The sequence below is a fragment of the Citrobacter sp. Ca225 genome (assembly GCF_030337175.1).
Taxonomy (GTDB): domain Bacteria; phylum Pseudomonadota; class Gammaproteobacteria; order Enterobacterales; family Enterobacteriaceae; genus Citrobacter_A; species Citrobacter_A amalonaticus.
Window position 1 is genome coordinate 14,835 of the sequence record NZ_JAOWCD010000056.1, and the last position, 19,080, is coordinate 33,914.

Annotated in this window: 13 protein-coding genes and 1 pseudogene; 11 read left to right on the forward strand and 3 right to left on the reverse strand. The window is 54.9% G+C overall.

Features of this window, described 5'->3' with window-relative positions; translation table 11 throughout:
• Positions 1-53: 53 nt before the first annotated feature.
• Both yqeB and yqeC read right to left on the reverse strand, forming a co-directional pair.
• Positions 54-1,679, reverse strand: coding sequence for a selenium-dependent molybdenum cofactor biosynthesis protein YqeB (gene yqeB, locus OGW13_RS05660; protein WP_044264389.1), 1,626 nt, complete (start codon positions 1,677-1,679; stop codon positions 54-56).
• Positions 1,680-1,727: 48 nt separating this feature from the next.
• Complete coding sequence (yqeC, locus tag OGW13_RS05665) at positions 1,728-2,495, reverse strand: selenium cofactor biosynthesis protein YqeC (protein ID WP_044254046.1); 768 nt, start codon at positions 2,493-2,495, stop codon at positions 1,728-1,730.
• A 48-nt stretch (positions 2,496-2,543) separates the two neighbouring features.
• Here yqeC and mocA point away from each other — a divergent pair, with 48 nt between their 5' ends.
• From mocA to OGW13_RS05720, 11 genes and pseudogenes are all read left to right on the forward strand, one after another.
• Positions 2,544-3,116 (forward strand): molybdenum cofactor cytidylyltransferase, encoded by a 573-nt coding sequence (mocA, locus tag OGW13_RS05670; RefSeq protein WP_061069617.1) that lies wholly within the window; start codon positions 2,544-2,546, stop codon positions 3,114-3,116.
• Positions 3,117-3,494: 378 nt separating this feature from the next.
• Positions 3,495-6,599 (forward strand): putative selenate reductase subunit YgfK, encoded by a 3,105-nt coding sequence (ygfK, locus tag OGW13_RS05675; RefSeq protein ID WP_287115786.1) that lies wholly within the window; start codon positions 3,495-3,497, stop codon positions 6,597-6,599.
• A 2-nt stretch (positions 6,600-6,601) separates the two neighbouring features.
• A complete protein-coding gene (gene ssnA / locus OGW13_RS05680; RefSeq protein WP_287115787.1) occupies positions 6,602-7,930 on the forward strand; it encodes a putative aminohydrolase SsnA in 1,329 nt (442 codons plus the stop codon).
• A gap of 45 nt (positions 7,931-7,975) precedes the next feature.
• Positions 7,976-8,755 (forward strand): molybdopterin-dependent oxidoreductase FAD-binding subunit, encoded by a 780-nt coding sequence (gene ygfM, locus OGW13_RS05685; RefSeq protein ID WP_042999377.1) that lies wholly within the window; start codon positions 7,976-7,978, stop codon positions 8,753-8,755.
• Positions 8,752-11,622, forward strand: a complete 2,871-nt coding sequence (locus OGW13_RS05690; protein ID WP_287115788.1) for a molybdopterin-dependent oxidoreductase Mo/Fe-S-binding subunit — start codon at positions 8,752-8,754, stop codon at positions 11,620-11,622. The genes ygfM and OGW13_RS05690 overlap by 4 nt, the downstream gene beginning before the upstream one ends.
• Before the next feature lie 162 nt (positions 11,623-11,784).
• Positions 11,785-13,185, forward strand: a complete 1,401-nt coding sequence (locus tag OGW13_RS05695; protein ID WP_042999375.1) for a nucleobase:cation symporter-2 family protein — start codon at positions 11,785-11,787, stop codon at positions 13,183-13,185.
• A 17-nt stretch (positions 13,186-13,202) separates the two neighbouring features.
• Entirely contained in the window at positions 13,203-14,519 is a 1,317-nt protein-coding gene (gene guaD / locus OGW13_RS05700) for a guanine deaminase (protein WP_287115789.1), read from the forward strand.
• 32 nt (positions 14,520-14,551) lie between these two features.
• Entirely contained in the window at positions 14,552-15,919 is a 1,368-nt protein-coding gene (gene ghxQ / locus OGW13_RS05705; RefSeq protein ID WP_287115790.1) for a guanine/hypoxanthine transporter GhxQ, read from the forward strand.
• A gap of 63 nt (positions 15,920-15,982) precedes the next feature.
• On the forward strand, positions 15,983-17,431 hold the full coding sequence (locus tag OGW13_RS05710; protein ID WP_044327227.1) for a nucleobase:cation symporter-2 family protein: 1,449 nt from the start codon (positions 15,983-15,985) through the stop codon (positions 17,429-17,431).
• A 1-nt stretch (position 17,432) separates the two neighbouring features.
• Positions 17,433-17,558, forward strand: coding sequence for a hypothetical protein (locus tag OGW13_RS05715; protein WP_099433739.1), 126 nt, complete (start codon positions 17,433-17,435; stop codon positions 17,556-17,558).
• 134 nt (positions 17,559-17,692) lie between these two features.
• Positions 17,693-17,890: pseudogene (locus OGW13_RS05720) on the forward strand (isopentenyl-diphosphate Delta-isomerase); the annotation flags it as partial.
• Positions 17,891-18,031: 141 nt separating this feature from the next.
• Here OGW13_RS05720 and OGW13_RS05725 read toward each other — a convergent pair.
• Positions 18,032-19,012, reverse strand: a complete 981-nt coding sequence (locus tag OGW13_RS05725) for an IS5-like element ISEc68 family transposase (RefSeq protein WP_000082736.1) — start codon at positions 19,010-19,012, stop codon at positions 18,032-18,034.
• Between the last annotated feature and the right edge of the window lie 68 nt (positions 19,013-19,080).

A 19,080-nucleotide genomic window follows, 5' to 3' on the forward strand; every position in this document is an offset into this window, starting at 1 on the left:
CCGGCCTGGCGCCTCCCGGGCCGGATAAACATAGCGCCATCTGGCCATTCGCATTACGCCACTTCAAGCACCTCATTCGTTGACTTCACCCCCTGATGCATCAGCATCATGAGCGCTTCCAGTACTCCGCCGCCTATCGCTCTCGCTTTATCAGAGACGCTGGTAAAATCCGCCGTCTCGCCGCGCGGGTCGATATCGCCGATTTTAAAACCGCCCACCACCGCCAGCCCGTCACTTAACAGGCCGCGCACCATCCCCGACAGCGGCGCCTTGATTTCGTTTTCGCCAATCCAGGCAATCACCTCGCCCTCTTCTACCAGATCGCCTAATTTCACTCTGGCGCGCATGATGCCTGCGGCGGGTGCACGAATCACCCGTCGTGCGGTATGCCCCATGATATTGCCGGGTATCCCGGTATTTTCCTGTGCACAACCGGCGTAAATCACCTGACCCAGCCAGTGTCCACGATTTGTTTCAATCACCGCATGGCAGTCTTCACCCGCAGTAAACCCAGGCCCCAACGCAATGGTCACAGGAGCCATATCTTTTCGCGTACCCAGATTTTGTTTTGCCAGAATCGCATCCACCACGCAGACGGGTTTCAGTGCGTCAATCAGCGAACCGGCAGGATCGACCAGAATCGGGATAAAACCACGCTCGGCTAACGCCGCCGCTTCTGCTGACGAGGTGGCCAGTCTTGCCGTCACGCCTTCCACGATCATTTCACCATCAAAGACGGCCTGCGCGAACGCAACGCTGCGGCGAATGACGGTCGGTTTCTCCACTTCCAGCATGATCACTTTGAAACCGGCATGGAACAATCGCAGCGCCACGCCGCTGGCGATATCTCCCGCGCCACGAATCACCACCCGCTGATGGCCGGACGGATGCGCGGTGCGCATCATCAGTCCACCAGGCGCATTATTTTTAACCTGTAAGATCTCCGCCAGCACGCTGACCGCAATCTCCTGCGGCGTTTCAGCACCAATGTTGTAACCCACCGGCGCATGCAGGCGGGCAATGTGCTCTTCACCGACGCCCTTCTCCCGCAACTGACGCATAAACAACTGTACTTTGCGACGGCTTGCCAGCAAGCCCAGCCACGCGACGGGTTGCTCGATCAATTTGTCCAGCGCTTCCCGATCCTGATTGTTCGTCGCGATAAGCACAAAGTTGTCCGGACGGATCTCCAGCGCATCCACTGCCGCGGTAAAAGAATCGGCATGTAACAACTGTACCGAGGGAGGAAAAGCGTCCGGGTTAACGCTTTCGCGATAAACATCCGCTACGGCAATATCAAACCCTAACAGCGCTGCCCCCTGGGCAATCGCCCGGTTGACATGCCCACCGCCGATTAACACCAGTCGCGGGCGCAGGCCGTGCACGCTAATAAAAACCGACATCGCGCCGCCGCAGTCCGAGCCAACGGCATCGGCGCCGTTGCGGGCCATCCGGCCATGAAACATACGCGGCTTTCTTTCCTGTAACGCCAGCAGCGCTTCGTCGATCACCTTGCGCTCCACCATGCCTCCGCCGATAGTCCCGACGATAGACCCATCCTGATGTACCAGCATCTGTGCCGAATGGCGGGGCGTGGACCCCCGGCTATCGACAATCTGCGCCAGCGCAAATGGGCGGTTTTGCTCTTCAAGTTTTGCAGCCTCTGTGAAAATATTCATACAGACCTCAATGGATATCTTTTCAGGAACCCGGTGTTCCCGGCGTCGCTATCTCACAAATCTGCGCGTGATTGCAGGCGTTTCCTGTGCATTCCCCAGCCAGATAGCCTGCACATCACCGTCTGACAACAGTTGGATGAGCTCGCGTTCATCAATGGCATTCTCAGATTGAGAAAAACGATTGAGAAACCAGACGCGTCGACTGGCTGGCGGGGCATTTTTGAATGCTCCCTGTGGATGCTGAACCAGGCGAACCAGCGCCTTCAGCGATAAGGGGGATCCCTCCGTCAGGCCTGTCATCCCGGCGAACGGCGACCAGCGATGCACCTGCTTTGCCCCCACGCGTTTCCCCAGCAGGTGTCCACCCATAACGGCAATCACGCAGCAACTGCTTTCAGGTATGCAAGGTTCGTGCTCATCTGGCGCTTTAAGCGGCATTCCGCGTGCGCCGTCTGCCTCGACGAGAACCACGTCACATTCCGATCGTCTGGCTAAGGCATCGATGGCGTCGGGTGAGAAACCACGTGCTTTTCCCAATGGGGCTTTCCACGACCGAAAGCAGGTAATGATGGGTTGCATTAACACGTGATACGGCAACCCGGCGGGCTCCCGACAGAAAAGGGTCGGCCAGGAGTGGTCAGGCAGAAACATATGCGTCGTCGTGGTGATGAATACCCGTCGACCTGATAATTGAAAGAGATGAGCGAGCCAGAAAAGCGTACTGGTTTTCCCACCCGCACCGACAATTGAAATAACCGTTGGCCGTTTCTGTGCACCTAAATCAAAGAATAAAGAAGCATGCCCCGGTATACTCATAAGCCTCTCTGAAGTGACATAACATCTAATAGACATTATGGAATCGCCATGCCTGTCGTCGACTGTATAATTACTGCTGCTGGGTTATCATCCAGAATGGGAAAATGGAAAATGATGTTACCCTGGCACGCAGGAACAATTCTTGATGCAAGTATCAAAAACGCGCTGCAATTTTGTAACCGGGTGATATTAGTTTCCGGTTACCGCGCCACGGAGATACATAATCGCTATGCGAATCAGCCTAATATTATTATTACGTACAATCCGGATTATGCTCAGGGTTTATTTACGTCAATTAAGGTTGGCGCTGCCGCCGTGAACAGCGGGCACTGCTTCATCACGCACGGTGACATGCCTGAACTGAATAACGATATTTTCCGTAAAATCTGGGCGTTACGTAACGATAACGCACTTATCCCTTGCTATCAGGGCCAGCCCGGCCATCCTGTATTACTTTCCAAAAAATGCCTGTTGCAGGCCATCTCACAACCGGATGTCAGCAATATGCGTCAGGCATTGCTGCGCGGAAAACATAATCTTATTGAAATAAACGATGCCCGAATCACTCTGGATATTGATACACCAGAGGATTTTATCAATGCGCAGAATCGACACAGATAAATAGGAAATACGGAGTTAAACGATTGCGTTCAAATATTTCCCGATTCATTTTTCACTTATCATAATGATAAGCGATCGCCATTTTTGAGAAAACAGAATGCGATGATGAAATACCTTATCGCCATACCTCTCCCGGCTGATTTTCATTCTCATTTAGCGTTTGTGAGATATTTCACAAAGCAGACTTAAGATTAGAAGCGCCTCACAAAATTATATTTTTATGGCTCTGCTTTGTGAGTAGTGGTGCGAATGTTGCTCTATTTCTCCAAACCGCCGGCTTTATCAGTCCCGGTCAACCAATGACATCTATGAACACGCGCACCTTCCGGTTGTCTTGCCACGACCTGAAGAAAGCCGAGTAAAGCTAAGGAGAGGGGTATGGGGGATATAATGCGTCCGATTCCGTTTGAGGAACTTTTGACGCGCCTATTTGATGAATATCAGCAGCAGCGCTCGATCTTTGGTATTCCTGAGCAGCAGTTCTATTCACCGGAAAAAGGCAAATCGATAAGCGTATTTGGTGAAACCTGTGCCACCCCCGTCGGCCCCGCCGCCGGCCCGCACACCCAGCTCGCACAAAATATCATCACCTCCTGGCTGACTGGCGGTCGGTTTATTGAACTCAAAACAGTGCAAATTCTCGATCGGCTCGAACTGGAAAAACCCTGTATTGATGCGGAAGATGAGTGCTTCAATACCGAATGGTCGACGGAATTTACCCTGCTGAAAGCATGGGATGAGTATCTTAAAGCCTGGTTCGCCCTGCATTTACTGGAGCAACTGCTGCAACCTTCGGGTAGCGATACCGGTAAATCGTTCATTTTTAATATGAGCGTCGGCTATAACCTCGACGGCATCAAGCAACCGCCCATGCAGGCGTTCATCGACAACATGATGGACGCATCCGCGCACCCTAAATTTGTGCAGTACCGCGACACGCTACAGCGATGGCTGCACGATGAAACATTCCTCGCGCGCCACGGGTTGAACGCACATCGGGAACGTCTACAGGCGCTGCCGGGACGCATTCCCACAAAACTGGTGCAGGGTGTCACGCTGTCCACGATGCACGGCTGCCCACCGCACGAAATCGAAGCCATCTGCCGCTATATGCTGGAAGAAAAAGGGCTGAATACCTTTGTGAAGCTGAATCCGACGCTGCTGGGCTATTCACACGTACGTGAAATTCTGGACAGCTGTGGCTTCGGTTATATCGGCTTAAAAGAAGAGTCATTTGAGCACGATCTGAAGCTCACCCAGGCGCTGGAAATGTTGCAGCGCCTGATGGCGCTGGCAAAAGAAAAGTCGCTGGGTTTTGGCGTAAAACTCACCAACACCCTGGGCACCGTCAATAACAAAGGTGCGCTTCCCGGCGAAGAGATGTATATGTCTGGCCGGGCGCTGTTCCCGCTCTCAATCAACGTGGCGGCCGTGCTTTCCCGGGCCTTCGACGGCCAATTGCCCATCTCCTATTCCGGCGGCGCCAGCCAGTTGACCATCCGCGATATCTTTGACACCGGCATTCGTCCGATCACCATGGCGACCGACCTGTTAAAGCCAGGCGGTTACCTGCGACTCAGCGCCTGTATGCGTGAGCTGGAGTCTTCAGATGCGTGGGGAATGGAGCATGTCGATGTCGAACGACTGAATCGACTGGCGGAAGAGGCCGTCACGATGGCCTATACCCAAAAACACTGGAAACCTGAAGAGCGCATTGACGTGGCCGGCGGCTTGCCGCTGACCGACTGCTACGTCGCCCCGTGTATTACGGCCTGCGCCATCAAACAGGACATTCCGGAGTATATTCGCCTGCTGGGCGAGCAGCGTTATGCCGACGCGCTGGAACTGATTTATCAGCGAAACGCCCTCCCGGCAATCACCGGTCATATCTGCGATCATCAGTGTCAGTACAACTGTACCCGTCTGGACTATGACAGCGCTTTGAACATCCGTGAACTGAAAAAAGTGGCGCTGGAAAAGGGGTGGGATGAATACAAACAGCGCTGGCACAAACCCGCAGGCTCAGGCTCACGTCATCCGGTTGCAGTCATCGGTGCGGGTCCGGCCGGGCTTGCGGCCGGTTACTTCCTTGCCCGGGCAGGACACCCGGTGACGCTATTTGAACGCGAAGCCAACGCGGGCGGCGTGGTGAAAAATATCATTCCTCAGTTCCGTATTCCGGCAGAACTCATCCAGCACGATATCGATTTTGTCGCCGATCACGGCGTGAAGTTCGAATATGGCTGTGCGCCAGATCTGACCGTACAGAGCCTGAAAGAAAAGGGGTTCCACTACGTTCTGATCGCAACCGGTACGGATAAAAACAGCGGCGTGAAGCTCGACGGCGATAACCCCAACATCTGGAAATCGCTTCCCTTCCTGCGTGAATACAATCAGGGAACTGCGTTGACGCTCGGTAAGCATGTGGCGATCGTCGGCGCGGGCAACACGGCGATGGACTGTGCCCGTGCGGCACTGCGCGTGCCGGGTGTGGAGAAAGTCACCGTGGTCTACCGCCGTTCGTTGCAGGAGATGCCCGCCTGGCGTGAAGAGTATGAAGAAGCCCTGCACGATGGGGTTGAGTTCCGTTTTCTCAACAACCCTGAACGTTTTGATGCGGATGGTACACTCACCCTGCGCGTCATGACGCTCGGAGAGCCGGATGAGAAAGGACGTTGCCGTCCGGTTGAAACCGACGAAACGCTGACTCTGCACATCGATAGTCTGATTACCGCCATTGGTGAACAGCAGGATACCGAAGCACTGAATGCAATGGGTGTTCCGCTTGACAGCAAAGGCTGGCCAGAGGTGAATCACAACGGCGAAACCCGCCTCACCGACGTGTTCATGATTGGCGACGTCCAGCGTGGTCCATCATCCATTGTTGCCGCCATCGGCTCTGCGCGTCGGGCCACGGATACCATCCTCTGGCGGGAAAATATCCGCTCCCACCATGGCGATAAACGCTGGAATAACGTCAGCCCCGCTGAAATCTATCAGCGTAAAGGCGAGATCGCGGTCGCGAAGGTCGATAAAGATAACCGTGACGCCTTTGTCGCCCAGGAAGCGGCCCGCTGCCTTGAATGCAACTATGTCTGCAGCAAATGCGTGGATGTCTGTCCGAACCGCGCCAATGTGTCAATTCCCGTGCCGGGATTCCAGAATCGCTTCCAGACGCTACATCTGGATGCTTACTGCAACGAATGCGGTAACTGCGCTCAATTCTGTCCGTGGCAGGGCAAGCCGTATAAAGACAAAGTCACGCTCTTTAGCCTGCCACAGGATTTCGACAACAGCAGTAACCCGGGTTTCCTGGTGGAAGACGATCGGGTCAGGGTCCGGCTGAATGACCAAAGCTGGGTATTAAACATCAGCCATGATGGGCAGTTCGCCAGCATCCCGCCGGAACTGAATGACATGTGCCGCGTCATTAGCTATGTCCACCAGCATCACCATTACCTGTTAGGTCGCGTGGAGGTGTAATCATGTTGATTCTGAAAAATGTCACCGCCGTACAACTTCATCCGGCCAGCGTGCGTGAAGGGGTGGATATTGCAATCGACAAAGACGTTATTGTTGAGGTGGGTGACGCCCTGACGCAGCGCTACCCGCAAGCGCAATGGAAAGAGATGCATGGCCGAATCGTGATGCCAGGCCTGGTCTGTGCGCATAACCACTTCTACTCCGGTTTATCGCGCGGGATCCAGGCCAATATCGCCCCCAGCCCAGACTTTATCTCAACGTTGAAAAACCTGTGGTGGCGCCTGGACCGGGCGCTGGACGAAGAGTCGCTCTACTACAGCGGACTAATTTGCTCGCTGGAGGCGATTAAGAGCGGATGCTCTGCGGTTATCGATCACCATGCTTCACCAGGCTACATCCAGGGCTCGCTCTCTACGCTGCGTTCAGCCTTTTTAAAAGTCGGTCTGCGAGCAATGACCTGCTTTGAAACCACCGACCGTAACGAAGGTATCAAAGAGCTACAGGCAGGCGTCGAAGAGAATATTCGCTTCGCCCGTCAGATAGACCATGCGCGAGAGAGCGGTAGCGAGCCGTACCTGGTGGAAGCGCACATTGGCGCGCATGCCCCCTTTACCGTACCCGACGCTGGTCTGGAAATGCTACGCGAGGCCATCAACGCCACCGGGCGCGGGCTGCATATTCATGCGGCAGAGGACAGCTATGATGTCTCACACAGCCATCATCTGTACGGTAAAGACCTGCTGGTCAGGTTGGCGGAATATGGGCTCATCGACCATAAAACGCTGGTCGCACACGGCCTGTACCTGTCTGCGGAAGATATCGCCCTGCTGAATCAGCAAGATGCCTTCCTGGTACACAATGCCCGCTCCAACATGAACAACCATGTGGGCTATAACCACCACCTTACCCATATTCGCAATCTGGCGCTGGGGACGGACGGTATCGGCTCCGACATGCTTGAAGAGATGAAATTTGCCTTCTTCAAACATCGCGACGCGGGCGGTCCTCTGTGGCCTGACAGCTTTGCGAAAGCACTGGCGAACGGCAACGAACTGTTGCACCGCAACTTCGGAGAAAAATTTGGCCAACTGGAAGCCGGTTATAAAGCTGATTTTACCCTTCTCGACTATTCGTCGCCGACGCCGCTGATCGCTGAAAACGTTGCCGGGCATATCGCTTTCGGTCTCGGTTCAGGCAGCGTGCACAGCGTGATGGTGAATGGCGTGATGGTGTATGAAGACCGTCAGTTTACTTTCGATACCGATTCCATTTATGCGCAGGCCCGAAAAGCCGCCGCCAACATGTGGCGGCGAATGGATGCGCTGGCATAGCCCATACCCTCTCCTGAACGGGAGAGGGAGTGATGAGGAATGATGATGATTGAACAATTTTTCAGGCCCGACTCCGTTGACCAGGCGCTGGAACTCAAGCGCCGCTATCAGGAGGACGCCGTCTGGTTTGCCGGGGGCAGCAAACTTAACGCCACGCCAACGCGTACCGATAAGCGGATTGCCATTTCATTGCAGGATCTGGAACTGGAGTGGATTGACTGGGACAATGGCGCATTGCGTATTGGGGCGATGACTCGCCTGCAACCGTTGCATGACGCCCGCTATCTCCCGGCGGCACTGCGTGAGGCGATAGGCTTTATCTACTCCCGCCATCTTCGCAACCAGTCGACCCTCGGCGGCGAGATTGCCGCGCAACAGCAAGAGTCCGTGTTACTCCCCGTCCTGCTGGCGCTGGACGCCCAGTTGGTGTGTGGTGATGGCGAAACTCTGTCGCTGGAAAGCTATCTCGCCGATCCACGCGATCGCCTGCTCACCGAAATTATCATTAAAGATCCCTTCCGCCCTTGCGCCACGCGCAAAGTGAGCCGTTCACAGGCCGGATTAACCGTCGTGACAGCGGCGGTCGCGTTGACTGAACACGGTGGCATGTGCATCGCGCTGGACGGCGTGGCGGACAAAGCACTGCGCCTGCGTGACGTGGAAACACAAACGCGAGAAGGTACGGAGCTGGAACAGGCGGTCGCAAACGCCCTGTTCCCACAGGATGATATTCGGGGCAGCGCGGCCTATAAGCGCTATATCACCGGCGTGGTTGTCGCCGATCTGTATGCCGACTGTCTGATGGCCGGGGAGGACGTTGTATGATAATTCACTTCACATTGAACGGCATGGCCCGTGAAATGAAGATTAACCCGGGCGAAAACGTACAGAAGCTGCTGTTTAGCCTCGGCATGCACTCCGTGCGCAACAGTGATGACGGATTCGGTTTCGCCGGTTCGGACGCGATTCTCTACAACGGTCGCATCGTCAATGCCTCATTACTGATTGCCGCGCAGTTGGATCACGCGGAGATTCGCACCAGCGAATCACTCGGTCAATGGAATGCGTTGAGCCTGGTACAACAGGCGATGGTGGATGTCGGCGTCGTGCAGTCCGGTTATAACGATCCGGCGGCCGCATTGATCATCACCGAACTGCTGGAACGAATCGCGAATCCTACCCGTGAAGAGATTGACGATGCGTTGTCCGGCCTGTTCAGTCGTGATGCGGGCTGGCAGCAATATTATCAGGTGATCGAACTGGCGGTGGCGCGTAAAAACGATCCACAAGCCCGTATGACTGTCGCCCCCACTTTCCGCGACGATCTCGCGGTGATTGGTAAACCCTGGCCAAAAACCGATGCGGCCAAAATGGTCCAGGCCAAACCCTGCTATGTGGAAGACCGTATCACCCCAGACGCCTGCGTAATTAAAATGCTGCGCAGTCCGCACGCCCATGCGTTGATCACTCATCTCGACGTCAGCAAAGCCGAAGCATTGCCCGGCGTGGTTCACGTGATCACCCACCGCAACTGCCCGGACATCTATTATACGCCCGGCGGGCAGAGCGCGCCTGAACCCTCCCCGCTTGACCGCCGCATGTTCGGCAAAAAAATGCGCCATGTCGGCGATCGTGTTGCCGCCGTGGTTGCAGAGAGCGAAGAGATTGCGCTGGCCGCGCTCGAACTCATTGATGTGAAATATGATGTGCTTAAGCCGGTATTGTCGATAGACGAAGCCATGGCAGACGATGCACCCGTCGTACACGATGAACCGGTAGTGTACGTTGCAGGCGCGCCACAGACACTGGAAGAAGATAACCGCCATGCCGCCCAACGTGGCGAGCACATGGTCATCAACTTCCCGATTGGTTCACGCCCGCGGAAAAATATCGCCGCCAGCATTCATGGTCATATCGGCGATATGGAGAAAGGTTTTGCCGAAGCGGATGTGATCATCGAGCGCACTTATCACTCCACACAGGCGCAGCAGTGTCCGGCAGAGCCTCACATCTGTTTTACGCGCATGGACGGCGATCGCCTGATCATTCACGCCTCAACTCAGGTACCGTGGCACCTTCGCCGCCAGGTTGCCCGTCTCGTTGGCATGAAGCAGCACAAAGTCCACGTCATTAAGGAACGCGTCGGCGGAGGCTTTGGTTCTAAACAGGACATCCTGCTGGAAGAAGTCTGCGCATGGGCGACCTGCGTGACCGGACGCCCGGTCTATTTCCGCTATACCCGTGAAGAGGAGTTTATTGCCAATACCTCCCGTCACGTTGCAAAAGTCACGGTCAAACTTGGCGCGAAGAAAGATGGTCGCCTGACGGCGGTCAAAATGGACTTCCGCGCCAATACTGGCCCATATGGCAACCATTCGTTGACCGTGCCGAGCAACGGCCCGGCGCTCTCGTTACCGCTGTACCCCTGCGACAACGTCGATTTCCAGGTCACCACCTACTACAGCAATATCTGTCCGACGGGGGCGTATCAGGGCTATGGCGCGCCGAAAGGCACCTTTGCGATGACGATGGCGTTAGCCGAACTTGCCGAACAACTGCACATTGATCAACTGGAGATCATCGAACGCAATCGGGTTCACGAGGGACAGGAACTGAAAATTCTCGGCGCGATCGGTGAAGGGAAAGCGCCAACCTCCGTTCCTTCCGCCGCCAGTTGCGCACTGGAAGCGATCCTGCGTCAGGGACGGAAGATGATCGACTGGTCGTCGCCCAAACCACAGGACGGTGACTGGCGTACCGGTCGCGGGGTCGCCATTATTATGCAGAAATCAGGGATCCCGGACATCGATCAGGCGAACTGCATGATCAAACTGGAGTCCGATGGCACTTTCATCGTCCACTCCGGCGGCGCAGATATTGGCACCGGGCTGGATACGGTTGTCACTAAACTGACGGCGGAAGTGCTGCACTGTGCGCCAGAGGAAGTGCATGTCATTTCCGGCGATACTGACCATGCACTCTTCGACAAAGGCGCTTACGCCTCATCCGGCACCTGCTTCTCGGGGAACGCGGCGCGTAAGGCAGCAGAAAACCTGCGTGAGAAAATCCTCTTTCATGGGGCGCAGATGCTGGGTGAACCCGTTGCTGACGTTCAACTGGTAGCACCTGGCGTTGTACGCGGCAAGCAGGGCGAAGTGAGTTACGCTGAGATCGCGCACAAAGCGGAGACGGGAACTGGTTTTGGCACGCTGGTCGCCACGGCCAGTTACATCACCGCAGACTTCGCATTTCCGTATGGGGCGAACTTCGCCGAAGTCGCGGTGAATACCCGAACCGGCGAAATCCGTCTCGACAAGTTCTACGCACTGCTGGACTGTGGCACACCGGTCAACCCGGAACTCGCACTCGGGCAAATCTACGGTGCGTCAATGCGGGCCATTGGCCATAGTCTGAGCGAAGAGATCCTCTATGATGCCGAAGGCCATCCGCTGACCCGCGATCTGCGCAGTTACGGTGCGCCAAAAATTGGCGACATCCCTCGGGATTTTCGTGCCGTTCTGGTGCCAAGCGACGATAAGGTTGGCCCCTTTGGTGCCAAATCGATCTCTGAAATTGGCGTTAACGGCGCGGCACCGGCCATTGCCACCGCTATTCATGATGCCTGTGGCGTATGGTTACGCGAATGGCATTTCACACCGGAGAAAATACTGACCGCGCTGGAAAAAATGTAACAACGTGGGCCGCTCAGGCGGCCCGCTCACATGACTCAATAACGATTAAATGCCGTCTGCGGAAATGAGATAAGCCGTTCTCAGGGCAACCTGCGCCTCAAATTCGCAGAATTTAATTCTGCTGATTCAGATGATCAAATTTACTTATTAAGGAGTGAAGGGATGTCTGATATATCACGTGCAGGCTCAGATCTGATTTACGAACTGGAGGATCGCCCTCCCTTTCATCAGTCTATTATCGGCGCGATCACCCACCTGCTGGCCATCTTTGTCCCCATGGTCACGCCCGCATTAATTGTTGGCACCGCGCTACAGCTCTCAACGGAAACCACCGCCTATCTGGTCTCAATGGCGATGATTGCATCTGGCATCGGCACCTGGCTGCAGGTCAATCGCTATGGCATGGTCGGTTCCGGCTTACTCTCGATTCAGTCGGTCAACTTTTCGTTTGTCACGGTAATGATTGCACTGGGCAGCGGGATGAAAAACGATGGATTCCACGAAGAGTTGATCATGTCATCGCTGCTTGGCGTTTCATTTGTCGGGGCATTTCTGGTGGTGGGATCGTCTTTCATTTTGCCTTACTTGCGCAGGGTCATCACGCCGACCGTCAGCGGCATTGTAGTGCTGATGATTGGCCTGAGCCTGATTAAAGTCGGGATTATCGATTTTGGCGGCGGCTTTGCGGCGAAAAGCAGCGGCACCTACGGAAATTACGAGAATATCGGCGTCGGGTTGCTGGTGCTGATCGTGGTGATCGGTTTTAACTGCTGCCGCAGTCCGTTACTGAGAATGGGCGGCATCGCGATCGGGCTGTGCGTGGGTTATATCGTCTCTTTGTGCCTGGGCATGGTGGATTTCAGCAGTATGCGCAATCTGCCGTGGGTCACCATCCCGACCCCTTTTAAGTACGGTTTCCAGTTCAACTTTCATCACTTTCTGGTGGTGGGGACCATTTATCTGCTCAGCGTGCTGGAAGCCGTCGGCGACATTACCGCGACCGCGATGGTGTCCAGACGCCCCATTCAGGGAGATGAATACCAGTCACGCCTGAAGGGTGGAGTACTGGCCGATGGGCTGGTCTCCGTTATTGCCTCTGCGGTGGGTTCACTGCCATTGACGACCTTTGCGCAAAACAACGGCGTTATCCAGATGACCGGCGTCGCCTCTCGCTATATCGGCCGCACCATCGCCGTCATGCTGGTGCTGCTTGGACTGTTTCCCATGATTGGCGGCTTCTTTACCACTATTCCTTCGGCGGTGCTGGGGGGCGCGATGACGCTAATGTTCTCGATGATCGCAATCGCCGGGATCCGCATCATCATCACGAACGGGCTTAAGCGCCGTGAAACGCTGATTGTTGCCACCTCGTTGGGACTGGGGCTGGGCGTCTCCTATGACCCGGAAATATTCAAAATCCTGCCGGCCTCAATTTATGTGTTGGTGGAAAACCCCATCTGCGCGGGCGGTCTGACCGCCATTCTACTGAATATCATTCTCCCAGGAGGCTACCGGCCTGAAGAAGTGCTGCCGGGCATCGTCTCCCCGGAGGAAACGGATTAACGGTAAAGGAGTTTACGATGTCTGGAGAACACACGTTGAAAGCGGTACGCGGCAGCTTTATTGATGTCACCCGCACCGTTGAAAACCCGGAAGAGATCGCCTCAGCGCTGCGATTTTTGGAAGACGGATTGCTGCTGATTCGCCAGGGAAAAGTCGAATGGTTTGGTGAGTGGGAAGCAGGAAAACAGCGGATCCCTGATGCCATCCGTGTCCGTGACTATCGCGGAAAACTGGTCGTGCCGGGATTCGTTGATACGCATATCCACTACCCCCAGAGCGAAATGGTCGGTGCCTATGGCGAGCAGTTGCTGGAATGGCTGAATAAGCACACCTTCCCGACCGAAAGACGCTATGAGGATCTGGAATACGCGCGCGAGATGTCAGCTTTTTTCATCAAGCAACTGTTGCGTAACGGCACCACCAGCGCGCTGGTTTTTGGCACGGTGCATCCGCAGTCCGTGGATGCGCTATTTGAAGCCGCCAGCCATATCAATATGCGCATGATCGCCGGCAAAGTGATGATGGATCGTAACGCGCCGGATTACCTTCTGGACGACGCCGAGAGCAGCTACCTGCAAAGTAAGGCGTTGATTGAGCGCTGGCATAAAAATGGCCGCCTGCTGTATGCCATCACGCCGCGCTTTGCCCCGACCTCGTCACCGCAACAGATGGCGATGGCGCAGCGTCTGCGGGAAGAATATCCCGACACCTGGGTACATACCCATCTCTGTGAAAACAAAGACGAAATTGCCTGGGTTAAAGAACTCTATCCTGAACATGACGGCTATCTGGATGTGTACCACCAGTACGGGCTGACCGGCAAAAATTGCGTCTTCGCCCACTGTGTCCATCTGGAAGAGAAAGAGTGGGATCGCCTGAGCGAAACCCACTCCAGCATCGCCTTTTGTCCGACCTCAAACCTCTACCTCGGCAGCGGTTTGTTCAATCTGCAAAAAGCCTGGAGGAAGAAGATCAACGTCGGTATGGGGACCGATATCGGCGCCGGTACCACCTTCAACATGCTGCAAACGCTGAACGAAGCCTACAAAGTGGTGCAACTACAGGGGTACCGACTCTCGGCATACGAAGCCTTTTACCTGGCGACGCTCGGCGGCGCGAAAGCGCTGGGCCTCGACAATCTGATTGGTAACTTTATGCCGGGCAAAGAGGCGGACTTTGTGGTGCTGGAACCGACAGCGACGCCGCTGCAACAACTGCGCTATGACAACTCTACATCCCTGGTCGACAAATTGTTCGTGATGATGACGCTGGGCGACGATCGCTCAATTTACCGCACTTACGTCGACGGACGTCTGGTGTACGAACGGACCTGACAGAACGCTAACATCCTGCTGAGGACATCATTATGTCTGGAGATATTCTGCAAACCCCCGGCGCGTCGAAACCACGCAGCGCGCTGGATAATTACTTCAAGATTACGGCGCGTGGCAGTACCGTGCGTCAGGAAATACTGGCCGGGTTGACCACCTTTCTGGCGATGGTCTATTCGGTCATAGTCGTGCCCGGAATGCTGGGGAAAGCGGGATTCCCACCCGCCGCCGTCTTTGTCGCCACCTGCCTCGTCGCAGGCTTCGGCTCGCTGTTGATGGGCCTGTGGGCCAACCTGCCGATGGCGATTGGCTGTGCTATTTCGCTGACCGCCTTCACCGCATTCAGCCTGGTGCTGGGACAACACATTTCGATTCCTGTCGCCCTCGGCGCGGTTTTCCTGATGGGGGGCATTTTTACCGCTATCTCGGTCACCGGCGTCCGGACCTGGATCTTACGAAACTTACCCATGGGTATCGCGCATGGCACAGGGATTGGCATCGGGTTGTTCCTGTTGCTGATCGCGGCGAACGGCGTCGGTATGGTGATTAAAAACCCGTTGGAAGGGCTTCCGGTGGCACTCGGCGCATTTACCTCTTTTCCGGTTCTGATGAGTCTGCTGGGTTTGGCGGTCATCTTCGGGCTGGAGAAATGCCGCGTCCCTGGCGGGATCCTGCTGGTGATTATCGCCATCTCGATTATCGGATTGATATTTGACCCTGCCGTTAAATATCACGGCCTGGTCGCCATGCCCAGCCTGAGCGGTGAAGACGGTAAGTCTCTGATTTTCAGTCTTGATATCATGGGCGCCTTACAGCCTGCGGTGCTGCCCAGCGTACTGGCGCTGGTGATGACGGCGGTATTTGATGCCACCGGCACCATTCGCGCCGTCGCCGGACAAGCGAATCTGCTGGATAAAGACAACCAAATCATCAACGGCGGTAAAGCGTTGACCAGCGACTCCATCAGCTCCGTATTCTCCGGTCTGGTGGGCGCAGCGCCGGCCGCCGTCTATATTGAATCCGCTGCGGGAACCGCCGCCGGTGGAAAAACAGGACTGACCGCCGCCATCGTCGGCTGTTTGTTCTTGCTTATCCTGTTCTTATCGCCTCTCTCTTACCTGATACCCGGCTATGCGACGGCGCCTGCGCTGATGTACGTCGGCTTACTGATGCTCAGTAATGTCTCAAAACTGGATTTCAATGACTTCATCGATGCGATGGCCGGTCTGGTCTGCGCGGTCTTTATCGTCCTGACCTGCAATATCGTCACCGGCATTATGCTCGGTTTCGTGACGCTGGTTGTCGGTCGCGTTTTTGCCCGGGAATGGCAGAAGCTGAACATCGGTACCGTCATTATTACCGTCGCGCTGGTGGCGTTCTACGCCGGCGGATGGGCTATTTAAGCGAGGCTCCGCGCCAACGCGCGCGGAGCTGTTCTATCGGCCTCGCCATTCAGGAGAAAACGCATGAGCGCCATAGATTCCCAACTTCCCTCACCGTCGGGGCAAGGCCGCGCCACCGATGAGGTCGACCGTATATTATCGCCTGGCAAGCTGGTCGTCCTCGGTCTGCAACATGTGCTGGTCATGTACGCAGGCGCGGTCGCTGTACCGCTGATGATTGGCGACAGACTCGGCCTCAGCAAAGAAGCTATTGCGCTGTTAATCAGCTCGGATCTCTTCTGCTGCGGGATCGTGACCCTGCTGCAATGTATTGGCATCGGTCGCTTTATGGGGATTCGCCTGCCCGTGATTATGTCGGTGACGTTTGCCGCGGTGACGCCGATGATTGCGATTGGCATCAATCCGGATATCGGTCTGTTGGGCATTTTTGGCTCAACCATTGCCGCTGGCGCGATCACCACACTCTTAGCGCCGCTTGTCGGTCGCCTGATGCCTTTATTTCCACCGCTGGTAACGGGCGTGGTGATCACCTCGATTGGTCTGAGCATTATTCAGGTGGGCGTTGACTGGGCTGCTGGCGGAAAAGGTAATCCTGAGTATGGGAATCCGGTCTATTTAGGGATTTCATTTGCGGTCTTAATCTTTATTTTATTAATCACCCGATTTGCCAAAGGCTTCATGTCCAACGTCGCGGTCCTGCTGGGAATCATCTTTGGCTTTGCGTTGTCATGGATGATGAATGAAGTGAATTTGTCAGGCCTGCACGATGCCTCGTGGTTCGCGATTGTCACACCGATGGCCTTCGGCACCCCTGTCTTTGATCCGGTGTCGATTCTGACCATGACGGCTGTGTTAATCATTGTGTTTATTGAATCGATGGGGATGTTCCTGGCGCTCGGCGAAATCGTCGGTCGCAAACTCTCATCGCAGGATATCATTCGCGGCCTGCGCGTGGATGGCGTCGGGACAATGATTGGCGGACTGTTTAACAGCTTTCCCCACACTTCATTTTCCCAAAACGTTGGCCTGGTCAGCGTCACGCGCGTGCACAGTCGATGGGTCTGCATCGCTTCCGGCGTCATCTTAATTTTGTTTGGCATGGTGCCGAAAATGGCGGTTCTGGTCGCCTCCATTCCGCAGTTCGTCCTCGGCGGCGCGGGTCTGGTGATGTTTGGTATGGTACTGGCAACCGGGATCCGCATTCTCTCGCGCTGCAATTACACCACGAACCGTTACAACCTCTACATTGTGGCCATCAGCCTGGGCGTCGGCATGACGCCGACGTTATCGCATGACTTTTTCTCTCGCCTGCCTGCCGTTCTCCAGCCGTTACTGCACAGCGGAATTATGCTTGCCACCTTCAGCGCTGTCGTACTGAATCTGTTTTTCAATGGCTACCACCACCATACCGGGCTGGTGCAGGAATCCGTCTCGGATAAAAACCTGAAGGTCAGAACGGTTCGAATGTGGTTACTGATGCGCAAGTTGAAAAAAAATCAGCAGGATGAATAGTATGAATCTCTTTTGGCGCTGCCTGATTACCTTGCTGTTGCTCATGCTGATGTCGATACCCGCCATTTCTGACGGCATTGCGCTGGGTATCGAAAGTCGCTTCCGGTTTATGCTGCTGTTTTTCTAAAATCACGCCCCGCTCCCGACATCCGTACCGCAAGATGCGGATGTCACATTCCTGTGTTAAACGCTCCCGGCGTTAATCATTTCATCGTGAGATCTCATATACTGGTGTGCGCTTGAGATTGACAGTGAGACATTATGCGACAGGAACACGTCATTTTACTGGATGCACAGGACACCCCTTCCGGCACGCTGGAAAAATATACCGCCCACACCGTTAACACACCATTGCATCTCGCCTTCTCCTCCTGGCTGTTCAATACAGAGGGACAGCTTTTGGTGACTCGCCGTTCGCTGGAAAAAAAAGCGTGGCCAGGCGTCTGGACTAAGGAAGTTGCGATTAAGTGGTCCGCAGCTCCCGATATGACGCCCCAAACCGTCCTTTATCGACGTCCTGTGGCTCAATTTTCCAATTTTCAGCCCAAAATCGTCTCTTCGTGGCTGATTTTGGCCCTGTTTCAGGCTAATTTCCTCATTTCAGGTAGATCTCGCCTGTGCCCGTATCAATTGGTCAACTCGAACCAGGTTCGCCAGGGTGAATAACATCGCCAGTTGACTGTCATTTTTAGCCAGCCCCTTGTACCTGGCTTTGACGAAACCAAACTGACATTTTACTATCCGAAATGGATGCTCAACCTTCGCTCGGATACTCGCTTTCAGGTATTCGTAACGGATGGCCAGCTTGTTCTTGCGCGGGTGTTGCTTCAATGCATTCACTTTGCCGGGACGCTTGGCGATAAGCCAGTCTGCGCTGACATCGCTGAGCTCATCGCGCTTTTCGGCCCCCTGATAACCAGCATCGGCTGAGATAAATTCTTCATCGCCATGCAGTAACTTGCCAACCTGATTGAGGTCGTGCTCGTTAGCCGCCGTGGTCACCAGACTGTGGGTCAGGCCACTTTTGGCGTCCACGCCAATGTGCGCTTTCATGCCGAAGTACCACTGGTTACCTTTCTTGGTCTGGTGCATGTCTTCATCACGGCTGTTGTGTTTGTTTTTGGTAGAGCTGGGGGCTTGAATGATGGTGGCATCCACCAAGGTGCCCTGGGTCATTAGAACGCCACACTCTGCTAGCCAGTGATTAACGGTACTGAAGATTTTGCGGGCCAGTTCATGCTGCTCCAGCAAATGCCGGAAATTCATGATGGTAGTGCGGTCTGGAATGGCTTTATCCAGTGACAGGCGAGCAAATTGGCGCATGGAGGCGATTTCATAGAGGGCATCTTCCATGGCCTCATCGCTCAGGTTGTACCATTGCTGCATGCAGTGAATACGCAGCATGGTTTCCAGCGGATAGGGCCTGCGACCATTACCGGCCTTGGGATACACAGGCTCGATAACGCCAAGTAATTTGTCCCAGGGAAGCAAGTCATCCATTCTGCCAAGGAAAACTTCTTTGCGGGTCTGGCGGCGTTTACTGGAAAACTCACTGTCGGCAAAAGTCAGTTGCTGGCTCATCCGGTTACTCATTCTGGGTTCAGGTTACAACACGATGATCTCACATCTCGGACTTATTCGCACCTTCC